The organism is Sphingomonas hominis (assembly GCF_013328205.1).
In the GTDB taxonomy this organism is placed as follows: Bacteria; Pseudomonadota; Alphaproteobacteria; order Sphingomonadales; family Sphingomonadaceae; genus Sphingomonas; species Sphingomonas hominis.
In genome coordinates this window covers 320,989-334,649 of the sequence record NZ_JABULH010000003.1, presented here as the reverse complement: position 1 = coordinate 334,649, position 13,661 = coordinate 320,989, and the positions used below count along the sequence as shown (strand labels likewise).

9 protein-coding genes are annotated in these 13,661 nt (G+C 65.7%); 3 read left to right on the top strand and 6 right to left on the bottom strand.

Features of this window, described 5'->3' with window-relative positions; genetic code table 11:
- Positions 1 to 242 precede the first annotated feature (242 nt).
- Complete coding sequence (locus HRV97_RS09910; RefSeq protein WP_425505757.1) at positions 243 to 2,594, top strand: TonB-dependent receptor; 2,352 nt, start codon at positions 243 to 245, stop codon at positions 2,592 to 2,594.
- Positions 2,595 to 2,637: 43 nt separating this feature from the next.
- Here HRV97_RS09910 and HRV97_RS09905 read toward each other — a convergent pair whose 3' ends face one another.
- The 5 genes from HRV97_RS09905 to HRV97_RS09885 form a co-directional block, all read right to left on the bottom strand.
- Positions 2,638 to 3,969, bottom strand: a complete 1,332-nt coding sequence (locus tag HRV97_RS09905) for a chloride channel protein (protein ID WP_174194086.1) — start codon at positions 3,967 to 3,969, stop codon at positions 2,638 to 2,640.
- Positions 3,970 to 4,158: 189 nt separating this feature from the next.
- Complete coding sequence (gene typA, locus HRV97_RS09900) at positions 4,159 to 6,000, bottom strand: translational GTPase TypA (protein ID WP_174194085.1); 1,842 nt, start codon at positions 5,998 to 6,000, stop codon at positions 4,159 to 4,161.
- A 182-nt stretch (positions 6,001 to 6,182) separates the two neighbouring features.
- Positions 6,183 to 6,575: a DUF559 domain-containing protein gene (locus tag HRV97_RS09895; RefSeq protein WP_246248643.1), complete on the bottom strand. Its 393-nt coding sequence runs from the start codon at positions 6,573 to 6,575 to the stop codon at positions 6,183 to 6,185.
- Between the two features lie 148 nt (positions 6,576 to 6,723).
- Positions 6,724 to 7,083, bottom strand: coding sequence for a hypothetical protein (locus HRV97_RS09890; RefSeq protein ID WP_174194084.1), 360 nt, complete (start codon positions 7,081 to 7,083; stop codon positions 6,724 to 6,726).
- Positions 7,084 to 7,193: 110 nt separating this feature from the next.
- Positions 7,194 to 9,578 (bottom strand): TonB-dependent receptor, encoded by a 2,385-nt coding sequence (locus HRV97_RS09885; protein ID WP_174194083.1) that lies wholly within the window; start codon positions 9,576 to 9,578, stop codon positions 7,194 to 7,196.
- Between the two features lie 221 nt (positions 9,579 to 9,799).
- Here HRV97_RS09885 and HRV97_RS09880 point away from each other — a divergent pair, with 221 nt between their 5' ends.
- Positions 9,800 to 11,014, top strand: a complete 1,215-nt coding sequence (locus HRV97_RS09880) for a toxic anion resistance protein (RefSeq protein WP_174194082.1) — start codon at positions 9,800 to 9,802, stop codon at positions 11,012 to 11,014.
- Complete coding sequence (locus tag HRV97_RS09875) at positions 11,011 to 11,721, top strand: hypothetical protein (RefSeq protein ID WP_174194081.1); 711 nt, start codon at positions 11,011 to 11,013, stop codon at positions 11,719 to 11,721. The genes HRV97_RS09880 and HRV97_RS09875 overlap by 4 nt, the downstream gene beginning before the upstream one ends.
- Before the next feature lie 140 nt (positions 11,722 to 11,861).
- On the opposite strand, the gene HRV97_RS09870 is transcribed toward HRV97_RS09875, so the two are convergent.
- A complete protein-coding gene (locus HRV97_RS09870) occupies positions 11,862 to 13,298 on the bottom strand; it encodes a GGDEF domain-containing protein (RefSeq protein ID WP_174194080.1) in 1,437 nt (478 codons plus the stop codon).
- Between the last annotated feature and the right edge of the window lie 363 nt (positions 13,299 to 13,661).

Here is a 13,661-nt window from a genome sequence, read left to right as displayed (position 1 = left end):
TTCACCCCAATGAGGTCAGACAATCACGCGCGCACCTGCCACCAGGGGCGAGCAGAGCTCATCAATAACCCAGAGCAATCATCCGACACATTTCACACGGGCGACACAATCGCGTGCAAGGCGCGGGCTCAAGCGGGGGGAGCCGCGAATCGCCGAATGGATGCCTGCACGAACGCTCGTTCGCGCAGGGGCCCGGTGCTGCGCGCTCGATACTCGTGAACACGAAAGGGAAACAGATCATCGTGACGTCCAAGTCGCTCCTGCTCGCCGGTGCCGCCGGCCTCCTGACGCTTTCCACCCCAGCGGTGGCGCAGACGGTGCAGTCGCCTACCCCGCCCGCCGTTGACGCGGCGACCGCCACACCGGGTGAGGATGGGCTGCAGGAGATCACCGTCACCGCCGAGCGCCGCAGCGAGAATTTGCAGCGCGTGCCCGTCTCGGTCGCGGTGGTCGGCGGCGACGACCTGCGCACCTTCCAGTCGGCGGGCGAGGACATTCTGTCGCTCGCGGGCCGCGTGCCCGGCCTGTATGCCGAGACGACGACCGGGCGCATCTTTCCGCGCTTCTACATTCGCGGCCTGGGCAATATCGACTTCTACCTCGGCGCGTCGCAGCCGGTGTCGATCATCCAGGACGACGTCGTGCTCGAACACGTGGTGCTGAAATCGAATCCGGTGTTCGACGTCAATCAAGTAGAGGTGCTGCGCGGGCCGCAAGGGTCGCTGTTCGGGCGCAACACGACCGCCGGCATCATCAAGTTCGACACGATCCGCCCCGGCCAGACCTTCGACGGTCGCGTCAGCGCTTCCTACGGCAGCTACAACACCGCCACCGTCGACGCAGGGATCGGCGGCCCGATCGTCGCCGACAAGATCGCGTTCCGCCTGTCCGGCCTCTACCAGCACCGCGACGACTGGATCGACAACACCTTCACCGGCCCCGGCGTCGACGGCACGCGCGGCGGCAAGAACGCGCTCGGCGGGTTCAACGAGCGCGACGTGCGGCTGCAATTGCTGTTCACGCCGACCGAGGCGCTGTCGATCAACGTGTCGGGTCACGCGCGCGATTACGACGGCACCTCGACCGTGTTCCACCGCGGCGCGCTGGTGCGTGGGTCGAACAGCGTCGCGCGCGAGCCGCGGGGCCGCATCGCGCTGGACGAAGGCAACAACAACCCGCAGGCGTACAAGACCTATGGCGGGTCGGTGAACGCGGCCTATGACTTCGGGCCGGCGACGCTCACCTCGATCACCGCGTACGAGACCACCTCGGGCTACAGCCGCGGCGACACCGACGGCGGCGTGCGCCAGTTGCCGTTGAACGCGAGCGGCGGCTGCATCGACTGCGGGCAGAGCCAGGGCAACATCCGCGACCTCGATCAGTGGACGCAGGAGTTGCGCCTCGCCTCCAGCGACGCGGGCGCGGCGTTCAAGTGGCAGTTCGGTGGCTTCTACTTCGATCAGCGCGACACGACCGATTTCTACCAGCGCCGCTTCTTCCTGTCCGCGCCGTTCGTGGCGGCGAACGGCAACACCAACAATCCGGGCAATTGGGTCCGGCTGCACGACGCCAACACGTCATGGGCAGTGTTCGGCCAGGCGAGCTACACGATCGATCGCCTGACGCTGACCGCCGGCGGCCGCTACACCGAGGACAACAAGCGCACCATCCTGGTCAAGCCCGCGACAACCGGCGCGACCGTCAACTTCCCCGCCACCGCCCCGCGCAACGTCAAGCTGACGGGCAAGGAGCCGAGCTGGGACGTGTCGGCCTTGTACGAGGTCGATCCGACCGCCAGCATCTACGCCCGCGTCGCGCGCGGTTTCCGCGGGCCGACGATCCAGGGCCGCTCGGCGGTGTTCGGCTCGGCGTTCACCACCGCCGACAGCGAGACGATCACCTCGTACGAGGCGGGTGTGAAGACGCGGCCGTTCGGCAACATGCGCTTCAACGCGACCGGCTTCTACTACCGCGTCAACGACATCCAGTTGAACGGCAACGACGCCAACGGCAACGGCGTGCTGTTCAACGCCGACCACGCCGACGCATACGGTTTCGAGGCGGAGCTGGAATGGCGCCCGATCCGCAACATCACCTTCTCACTCGGCGGCAGCGCGCTGCACAGCGAGATCAAGGACAAGAACGTCTACGCGCAGGTCTGCGCGCTCGCCGGCCGTGTCACCTGTACCGTGCAGGATCCGACGATCACGCGCACGATCTTCGGCAGCCCCGCCGTGCTGGCGCAGATCGACGGCAACCCGCTGCCCAATGCGCCGGAATATCAGATCGACGCCGCGGTGCGGTACGACATCCCGCTCAGCAACGAGGGCAATTTCTTCGTTGCGACCGACTTCAACCTGCAGGGCTACACGAATTTCGTGCTCTACAAGACGCGCGAATTCTACGCGAACGGCAACTTCGAGCTGGGGCTGAAGGCGGGCTACACCACGCCGGATGGCCGCTACGAGATCGCGGCGTTCGCGCGCAACCTGACAGCGGAGAAGAACCTGAAGGGCGTGATCGAGAATTACAACGCCGCGGTGTTCAACGAACCCCGCGTGATCGGCGTCTCGCTCAGCGGGAAATTCCGCTGAGCCTCACCTGACGAGGGGCGGCGGCGCAATCCGCCGCCCTTTTTCATTGCGGCTTGGGCTCCGGCCCCATCGCGAAGCCGCGCGACAGGCCGTGGTACAGTTTCTCTCGGCACACCCATTGGCTCGCCGCGTCGGCGATGAAGGCGGTGGCGAACATCGGCAGCATCAGCCCGCGGCTGGCCGTCGTCTCCGACAGGATGATGACGGCGGTCAGCGGCGCACGCACCACGCCCGCGAAATAGCCCACCATGCCCAGGATCACGACTGCCGAGGTCGGGCTCGCCGGAAACACCTCGCGCAACAGATTGCCGACGCCCGCACCCACCGCCAGCGACGGCGCGAAGATGCCGCCGGGCAGCCCCGCAACCGCGGTAGCGAGCGTGGCGACGAACTTGGCGGGACCGAACCACAAGGGCGCATCGACCCCGACGATCATCGCGCGTGCGGCGGAATAGCCGGTACCCCAGGTCAGCCCGGTCACCACGCCCAGCCCGGCGACGACCACGCCGCACAGGCCCGCAAAGACGATCGGATGTGCCTTGCTCCACCGCGTCACCGCCGTGCTGCCGGTCGCGAGCATCAGCATCAGCCGCGCGAACGAACCGCCCGACAACCCGCCGACGACGCCCGCCACCGGCACGACCAGCAAGGCGCTGCTCAAAGGAATGCTCGCCCCGATCACCCCGAAATAGACGTAATCGCCCTGCACCGACTGCGCGACCATACCGGCGATGACGATCGCGGACAGCACCAGCAGCGTGACCCGCTGCTCATAGGCGCTCGCTAGTTCCTCGATCGCGAACAGCAACCCGGCGAGCGGGGTGTTGAACGCCGCCGCCACGCCCGCCGCGCCGCTCGCGATGACGACGGGGGTGCGCAGCGGCACGCGCATGATGCGGTGGGTCAGCCCCATCACCGCGGCGGCGAGCTGCACGGTCGGCCCCTCGCGCCCGACCGACGCGCCCGACAGCACCGCAGCGATGGTCAGCACGATCTTGGTCGCGGCGGTGCGGACCGAGATGAGCGACCCGGTGGCACGGTTGGGGTCCTCGCTCGCCGCGATCACCTGCGGGATGCCCGATCCGCGGGCGAGTGGCGCGATGCTGCGGGTGACCCACACGAGCGCGACGAAGGCGAGCGGCGTGGTGAGGAGCGGCAGCCAGTGCCAGCGCTTCGCATAATTGTTGAACCAGCCGCCGGCCCAGTCGGCAGCTTCGGCGAACAGAATCGCAACCAAGCCAATCGCGATCGCGCCCGCCAGCACCGACACGCGAGTGCGGAACCGCACCGAGCGCGGGCCACGGGTGCGCAGCAGCGCGCGGTAGCGCGACGGGGTCCAGCGATGGCGGGCGAAGGGGGAGCGGCGGTCGGGCATGGGGCCGCTATAGCGTGAGTTCGAACGTGTAGGACACGCAAACGGCGGCGAAGGGAGTGTCCTTCGCCGCCGCTTTTATCGCGTTCCGGTGCGCGCCGCGGCAGAGCCGCGTCGTCGGTCCTCGCTCGTGGCGAGGCCGGCTGGGTCGCCTGAGTGAGCGCTCGCCGCAGCGTTCGCTGCGGCCTCGCTTCAGGCGGCCTTGCTGCGGCTCGCGCGCTTGCGCTCGTTGGGGTCGAGGAAGCGCTTGCGCAGGCGGATGTTCTTGGGCGTCACCTCGACCATCTCGTCGTCGTCGATGTACGCGATCGCCTGCTCCAGCGTCATCTTCTTCGGCGGGGTCAGACGGATCGCATCGTCCTTGCCGCCGCTCGCGCGGAAGTTGGTCAGCTGCTTCGCCTTCATCGGATTGACCTCCAGGTCATCCGTCTTGGCGTTCTCGCCGATGATCATGCCTTCGTACAGCGCCTCGCCGTGGCCGACGAACAGCACGCCGCGGTCCTCGAGCGGACCGAGCGCATAGCCCTGCGCTTCGCCCGCACCGTTCGAGATCAGCACGCCGTTCTTGCGGCCTTCGATGTTGCCCTTGTGCGGTCCGTACTTCTCGAACAGCCGGTTCATAATGCCGGTGCCGCGCGTGTCCGACAGGAACTCGCCGTGATAGCCGATCATGCCGCGGCTCGGCGCGGAGAAGGTGATGCGCGTCTTGCCGCCGCCCGACGGGCGCATGTCGGTCATCTCGGCCTTGCGCAGGTTCATCTTCTCGACGACCGTGCCAGAGTGTTCCTCGTCGACGTCGATGATGACGGTCTCGTACGGCTCGGTCTTCTTGCCGTCCTCGTCCTCGCCGAACAGCACGCGCGGGCGGCTGATGCCGAGCTCGAAGCCCTCGCGGCGCATCGTCTCGATCAACACGCCGAGCTGCAATTCGCCGCGGCCGGCGACCTCGAAGCTGTCGCGATCGGCCGCCTCGGTCACCTTCACCGCGACGTTCGATTCCGCCTCGCGGAACAGGCGATCGCGGATCATGCGGCTGGTCACCTTGCTGCCCTCGCGACCCGCCATCGGCGAGTCGTTCACCGCGAAGCGCATCGACAGCGTCGGCGGATCGATCGGCTGCGCGTGCAGCGGCTCGGTCACCTGCGGGTCGGCGATGGTGTTCGAGACGGTCGCGACGGTCAGGCCGGCCAGGCTGATGATGTCGCCCGCCTTGGCCTCCTCGACCGGCACGCGGTCGAGCCCGCGGAACGACAGGATCTTCGACGCGCGGCCGGTTTCGATCACCTTGCCGTCATTGTCGAGCGCGTGGATCGGCTGGTTGAGCTTCACCGTGCCCGAATTGACGCGGCCGGTCAGGATGCGGCCAAGAAAGTTGTCACGGTCGAGCAGCGTCACCAGGAAGGTGAACGGCACGTCCTCGACCTCGAGGTTGGGCGCGGGCACGTGGCGCACGATCGTCTCGAACATCGGGATCAGCGTGCCCTCGCGCGCGTCCATGTCGGTCGAGGCATAGCCGTTGCGGCCCGAGGCGTAGAGCACAGGGAAATCGAGCTGCTCGTCGTTGGCGTCGAGGCTGACGAACAGGTCGAACACCTCGTCCAGCACTTCCTGGATGCGCGCGTCGTTGCGGTCGACCTTGTTGACCACCACGATCGGCTTCAGGCCCAGCGCCAGCGCCTTGCCGGTGACGAACTTCGTCTGCGGCATCGCGCCTTCCGACGAATCGACCAGCAGGACGACGCCGTCGACCATCGACAGGATGCGCTCCACCTCGCCGCCGAAGTCGGCGTGGCCGGGCGTGTCGACGATGTTGATGCGGATCGCCTCGCTCTCGCCCGGGGGCGTCCAGTCGACCGAGGTCGGCTTGGCGAGAATGGTGATCCCGCGCTCCTTTTCCAGGTCGTTCGAATCCATCGCGCGCTCTTCGATGCGCTGGTTCTCGCGGAAGGTGCCCGACTGGCGGAAGAGCTGGTCGACGAGGGTCGTCTTGCCATGGTCGACGTGCGCGATGATCGCGATATTGCGGAGGTTCATCATGTTTCCTGGATGGCCGACGCTCACGCGCACCGGCGATTTCGGCCGCGCCCTTAGCCTATTTGTGCGCGCGCGAAAAGATGCGGCGGAATGGGCATCGGAGGCGAAGTGGAGGAAGTGGAGGTCCACGCGCGTGTTTTCCACTTCGTGGATCGCGAGCGAAGGGTCGCGAAGGTCGCACCCTATGCGCGCGCCTGCGCGGAGGCTGTATGTGTCGGAAGGCATGACACGCTTGTCACCACGCGTTGGCGTGTAGGACAGCGCCTACTCCCCTCCCTGACCAGGGAGGGGCTGGGGTGGGTCGGCCCGCCTAGCTCCGCGACGATCGCCAGGATCGCCGTTGACACTGCATACGCATCCTCACGAACCGCATTGTTCCAGAACCGCACCACTCGCCAACCCAACGCCTCAAGGTAGCGCGTCCGTTCCGGATCATAGTCGGCGGTATCGAGATGCTGGCTGCCGTTGAGCTTCACCGCAATCCTGAGCGACCGGCACGCGAAGTCGAGCATGTAGCGCCCGACAGGCAGTTGCCGCGTAAATTGCGGGCGGATGTAGCGAAGGTGCGTCCACAAGGCACGTTCTCCGCTGTGGCCTCGCGGCGGACCGCGCGGGCTCTGGCGGTCGTCGCTGGAGCGATGCGCGGCATTAAGCGAGGCTGTCGTTATTCACCCGCGACAGCAACCCACCCCTGCCACCTCCCTGGTCAGGGAGGGGTGAGGATCAGAGCAGCTCGTGCAGGGCTCCAGCCGAACTGTCGTCGGCGCTGGAGGAAAGCAGCGTCTTCGTTCCCTTATAGATGTGATGGAGTTCAAGGTGACCGCGTTGGTCGTAATCCTCGATGACCCGACAGCCATCAAGAACACAGAAGATCCCGAAGGCGACGCCTCTCGCCGCCTCTTGCGCAACATGTTCAACGTTGGCGCGGTCTTCCGCCGAAAGGCTGTTGAACCAAGCAGCACGGCGCTTTCGCTCGTCCGATACCCGCCTACCGGATGGGGCGGCCAAGTTAGCAATCGTATCCGTTGCTGCTGGAGCGATCACGACCTGATGCAGCAGGTCAACAAAAACCGTTTGCTCCATCGGCTGACCCGCTCCTTATCGAACGACATAGAAGGCCAACAATGAGCCAAAACAAGGAGCGACGCCACCTAATTGGGTGGTTCGCCGCTCCTATTGGCCGAGGCGCTCAATCAGAACGTCCCTGCCACCTCGACGCCGTAGAAACGCGGTTCGCCGCGGATGTAGGTGGGGGTGCCGAAGCCGCCGCCGGTGTTGCCCGCGTCGATCAGATATTTCTCGTTGCCGAGGTTCCGCGCAAAGCCGCCAATACGGTAGCGGCCGCCCGCCAGCTCGATCCCTGCGCGCAGGTTGACCAGCGTGTAGCCGCCCTGCGAAATCGCGTCCGAGTTGGGCAGTTCGAAGAACACCTTCGACTGATAGGTTGCGCTAGGCACGGCGTAGAAGGTGGCGCTGCCGAAGGGCACGCGCAGGTTGATGCCGCCCGACGCGGTCGTCTTGGGCTGCAAGCGAAAGCGCGCGCCGGCGAAGGTCGGGGCGACGTTGTTGCCGCGGTCGATCTTGCCGTCGATATAGGCGAAGCTGCCGAATGCCGACAAGATCGGCGAGACGCGGTAGGTACCCTCGAACTCGACGCCGGGGTTCTTGGCGCTGCCCGCACTCTGCGTCAGCGCGGTGCCGTTTGGCTGCGTCACCGACACCTGAAAGCCATTATATTCCTGGTAGAAGACCGAGGCGGTGCCAGTGAAGCCGCCGAGCGCGGCCTTGATCCCGCCCTCGTAATTCCACACCGTTTCTTCGGGCACGGATTGCAGGTTGGGGCGTACGCCCGTGCCCGCGGCCGCCGCGGCGAGCTGCACCACCGGCGAGCGGCGACCCTTGCTGATCGTGGCGTAGAAGTTCAGCCCGTCGGTTGCGCGCAGCAGCGCGTTGAAACGCGGCAGGACCGCGGCGAAACTGTCCTCCGCGGTGAAGCGCACGCCGTTCGTGTTGGCGGTGCCGAGCAGGCTGGTGTTGACCCCGCCCGCCGCCAGGATGCGCGAATTGGGCTGGATCGAGCTGTAGCCCGACTTGCGCCGCTCGATCAGCACGCGCGCACCCGCGGTCAGCTCGAGCGCGGGGATCGGGATCCACGTGCCGTCGGCGAACACCGAATAAGCCTGGTTGGTGCCGTAGTTGGTGAACTCGGACGAATAAGGGATCTGCGTCGCCGCACCACGCGTCAGCAGCGCGGTGGCACGCGTCGCGGCCGGGATGGTGCCGTTCGCGGCAACGCACCCGGTGCCGGTCGGCACGCCCGCCGCCGCCAACCCTTGCCGCACGCCCGCATAGGCCGCCGCGACCGAGCAGGCGAGATACGTTCCCTCTTCGGTCGAGAAGGGCACGCGCTGGAAACCGTCCTCCAGGAAAGCATTCCAGCCGAACGAGGCGCGGTAGGTGTCGCCGGTGAAGGCGAAACGCGCCTCGTGGTTCCACTGGTCGCCCTTGGCGTCCTCGGCGAATTCGAGATACCATGCCGGGCCGCCATCGGCGTCGAACGTTTCCAGCGCGTTGAAGCGGCGGTAGCCGTTGACCGTGGTGAAGGTGATGCCGGGCGCGAGGTCGACCTGCACCGTCAGATTGGCATCGTACACGTCGCGGTCGAGCCCGAGCTTGCGCTTGCCTAGCACCTCCTTCGAGAAGGGCGAGCCCGACAGTTCGGCGTAACCGAAATCCCCGGTCTGCCCGCCAGTCGGCGCGAACACGCGGCTCTTGAACGCGGTGCCAGGGTTACGCTGCCCGTCATAGGTCAGGACGAGGTCGGCGGTGACGTCGGTTGACGGCGTCCAGCGCAGCGAGCCGCGGATGCCGCGCTGATCCTGCCCGTTCAGATCGTCCTGGTTCACCCGACCCTGGTTCTGGTTCGGGACGTCGGGGTCACCCGCGATGTTGCGGACGTAACCGTCGCGGTACTTGTACGCGAAGGCCAGCCGTCCGGCGAGCGTGTCATTGCCCGCGTTCAGGTAACCCGACACCTGCGTGCGGTCGTAATTGCCGTAGGAGCCGGTCAGGTTTGCCGAGAAGCCCTCACGCGGACGCGCGGAGATGATCGACACCGCGCCGACCGCGGCGGCGGTACCGAACAGCGTCGCCTGCGGACCCTTCACCACCTCGATCCGCTCGAGATCGTACAGATCCTGGTACGCCCCGCGCGAACGCGAGATGTCGACGCCATTATAATAGAGCGTGACGCGCGCGCCCTGCTGCGCCGAGCCCGAGTCAGAGGTGATGCCGCGGATCACGAAGCCGGGATTGTTCGCGCTCTGCTCCTGGATGCGCAGTCCGGGCACGTAGAGCGCCACTTCGCTGAGCGAATTGACGCCCAGGTCGCGCATCCGCTCGCCCGTCACCGCGGTGACGGTCAGCGGCACGTCCTCGATCCGCTGCTCGCGCTTCTGCGCGGTAATGACGATGTCGTCGGGCGTATTCTCCGGCTGCGCGGCGGCCTGCGCCAGCGCCTGGCTCGACACGCAACCGAGCAACCCGGCCATCAGGCCGAGCGACAACCTACCCGTCATTTCATTTCCCCTTCACCGCGCGGCTGCTCCGCCGGCCCCGCCGCACCCGCTAGGCGGCGCCCGTTGCAGCTTCGCGTCGCCACGGTTGCGCGCGCGTGACGATGATGTTGCGATTTGATGGCCGTTGCCGCGGCTGCCCCCGCGTCTTATACTAACAACACACTTGATCGCGGACGCCGACGCGGTCAGGCTCGCGAATGGGTAGCGGAAGGAACGACGCGATGGCCACGACGCCTGACACGATGCAGGGAGCGATCGAGAAGGAATTGGTGCTCACCCCGCCCGATCCCGTCCCCACGCTCGCGCCCGCGAAGGCCGCAGGGCTGGTGCCGGTCGACCAGGGCACGCGCACCGAGCTGGAAACGCGCGTCGACACCTTCGTCGAGCAATTGATTGCCGAGGACGTCAACAGTCCCGAGTTCGGCCGCCGCGTCGACGCGATCACCAGCATGGGGCAGAAAGAGATCCGCGACGCCGCGGGTCAGTCCAACCGCTTCCTCGATCGCCCGGTGCGCGCGATGGACAAGGACGACGGCGTCGGCAAGGACCTGGCGCAACTACGCCGCGTGGTCGAGGATCTGGATCCCGGCAAGAAGGGCAATCTCACCGCGCCGCAGAAGCTGTTCGGCGTGATCCCGTTCGGCAACAAGATGCGCAACTATTTCGACAGCTACAAATCCAGCCAGACGCACATCAGCTCGATCCTGAAAAGCCTGTCCTCGGGCAAGGACGAGCTGCTGATGGACAATGCCTCGATCGATACCGAGCGCGCGAACCTGTGGACCGCGATGGGGCGGCTTGAACAGATGATCCACCTGTCGCAGACGATGGACGCGCGGCTGGAGGACAAGGCGAACGAACTCGACGCGACCGATCCGGCCAAGGCCAAGGCGATCCGCGAAACCGCCTTGTTCTACGCGCGCCAGCGCACGCAGGACCTGCTGACGCAGATGGCCGTGACCGTGCAGGGCTACCTGGCGCTCGACCTAGTCAAGAAGAACAACGTCGAGCTGATCAAGGGCGTCGACCGTGCCTCGACCACCACGGTCGCCGCGCTGCGCACCGCGGTGACGGTCGCGCAGGCGCTGACCAACCAGAAGCTGGTGCTCGAACAGATCACGCAGTTGAACACCACCACCGCCAACATCATCGACTCGACCGGCAAGCTGCTCCGCTCCAATACCGCGCGCATCCACGAACAGGCCGCCGCCTCGACGATCCCGCTGGAAACGCTGCAGCGCGCGTTCCAGAATATCTACGACACGATGGACGCGATCGACGACTTCAAGCTCAAGGCGCTCGACAGCATGAAGACGACGGTCACGACGCTGGGCCATGAGGTCGAGAAGTCGCGCGGCTATATCGCGCGTGCCGAGGGCGCATCGCAGAACCGCGTGTCGGGTCCCGCCGACCAGTTCAAACTGGAGGCGCTGTGAGCGTACCGACGCAGACGGACGAAGCGGTCGTCGCCGCGCGCCGCACGGTGGATCGCGTGCGCGGCGCGCCGGTCGTGCAGACGCAGCGCGCGCCCGCGCGCGGCGGGCGCGGCGGGGTGAAGCAGCGCGCGGCGCTGATCGCGCTCGCCAACGCCGCCATCCTGATCGCGGCGGGGCTGTTCGGCGGCATCGTCATGCCGCTCGGCATGTTCGGCGCACTGGCCGTGATGCTGCTCATGCTCGCGACGACGCTCGTCATCGCCTTCGCCCCCGCGACGCCGGTGCCTAGCCCCGAGCGCATCGCGCGCGCCGAGATCAAGGCGCTGCCCGCCGCGACGCAGCGCTGGCTCGACGCGCAGCGCCCCGCCCTGCCCGCCCCCGCGGTGAGAGTGGTCGATCGCATCGGCGCGCAACTCGACACGCTGCGCGTACAGGTCGGCGCACTCGACGACGACGCACCCGCCGCCGCCGAAGTACGCCGGTTGGTGGGCGAACAACTCCCCGAGTTCGTCCGCGATTATCAAAAGGTCCCGCCCGCGCTGCGCACCACGCCGCGAAACGGCAAGACACCCGACCAGCAACTCGCCGACGGCTTGGGCGTGATCGAACGCGAACTGCACGAGATGAGCGAGCAACTCGCCCAAGGCGACCTAGACGCGCTGGCGACCCGCGGACGCTTCCTGGAGATCAAATACCAAGGCGAGTGAGCGGCGTGCGGTTGGCTTGTCTGGCTTCAACCGGTCGCAGGCTGATCGCCGACGCCGTTGCCTGCTTTGGTGGCAGCGGCGCGCGTGCAGTTGAGGCGAGCGGACCGCAGCCAACCGCCATCAAGTTCTTGGCGTGCAGGTTATGACGCGAGGCGAACGGCGCTACGCCCCGCTGCCTTTGCAGCGTAAAGCGCTTGATCTGCACGACGCGCGAGGTCGCTGAAAGGTTCACCCGGCAGCACAGTTGCGACGCCGATGCTCAGGCTGAGCAGCAGCACAGATGTGTCGTCCATCGCAAGCGGTTCGTTACGAGCGGCCGCAGTGATGCGTTTTCCGATCAGCTCGGCTTGATTGATGTCGCTGTCCGGAAGCAGGATCAGGAACTCGTCACCGCCGAGGCGGCCGATTACGTCTTTTGAGCGGACCTGAGCCCTGAGCAGCCGCGCTAGATGGCAGAGCGCCTGATCGCCGGCTTGATGCCCCCAGCGATCGTTGATCGACTTGAAATAATCTAGGTCGATGGCGATGATGCTCACCGACCGCATTTCGTCACGTCGGCCGAACAGATGCTCGACCATGAAGTCGAACCCGCATCGATTGAGCAAACCCGTGAGAGGATCGGTGGTGGCCTTCTCCATCATCTGCTTGTCGTGCTCGATCAGGGCTGCGATAAAACGCGCTCGTTTCGTCACCTCGCCGGCGAAAGGAAGCGAGGTAAGCAATAGCGTGCCAATGAACGCCTGAAACAACTGCGCTTGCGCGATCGAACCGTCGGCAAGCATGGTAATCGGTCCGTGTGCCTGCATCGTTGCTACACCGCCGATCAACGCGACGATCACTAACGCCGTCTTGGTTCCCAAGCGTCCGGCTTGGAAGGTCACAATCATGATCGGTGGAAAGAGCACAAAGAGCAGAGGTCGCTCGGCAACGTAGAACACGGCGTATGTGACGAGCGCAGTGGTTGAAAGCAGGGCGATCATCTCAAATCGCTTCCGCCACGACTTGCTCCGGAAACAATCGACGAACTCGCCACGGAAGGTAGCGAGCAGCACTGGCGTAAAGATAACCAGTCCGAAACCGTCACTCAGGACCCACATCGAAAACGACTGACCTAACGGCTCTCGGAAAACGAGATAAGCCGTTGAAGCGCCTAACAAGCCGCTGATACATGGCGCAAACACGCCGGCGGTCACGAGAAAACGTAGCGCAGCGCCTGGGGAACTGAGCAGACCGTCGCTCGTGCGCGAAAAGCCGGTCAGTTTCGCCGCGATAGCGACCTCAATAAGATTAGCGATTGAAAATAAGAGCGGCGCGGCGATCGTGCCCCGCGTTATCACGTTGGCGGCAACGTTGCCGAACATGCCCGCACTCAGCACTAGCAGCCAGCGAGGCTCGGCTTCAGCGAGTAAGAGCGCGAGGAGAATAGCGTTAGCAGGCCAAATCGTCGCTATGTCCCGCCCGTTGCTGGTCAGATGGATCGTTGAGGCCGCTGCGAGGAAATATAGTGCTGCGGCGATGAGCCAACGACGGGTTGTGTCGGCACCGACTTGACCGGCTGTATACGACGAAACAGTCATTCGTCATGATTAGGTCCGTATCGGTTTAAACGTGATTAAGGGCGCCCTCGTGGGCGGCTGGTCACAGCCTGGCTTGGAATGACCCACTGCGGAATGTCTGCCTCTGGCCGAAAGCAGACGTGTCCCCGGTCGCACCGGCATGCCGCATCCGGGCACCATCACTTGGGTGCTGTCCTACAACCCACCGCCGCGTCATGCTTGGCCCAGACACACCGCTCTTTGTACATCATGCAATCCGCGATCAGCCTGTCGCTCAGGTGCAGCATCGCACCACGCCGGTCGTGCAACACGGCTTGTCTTGGCGTGACCTTAGCGTGACCTTCCGCGTTCGCATCGTCGCGCGTTGGTGTGACCTTCGCGTGA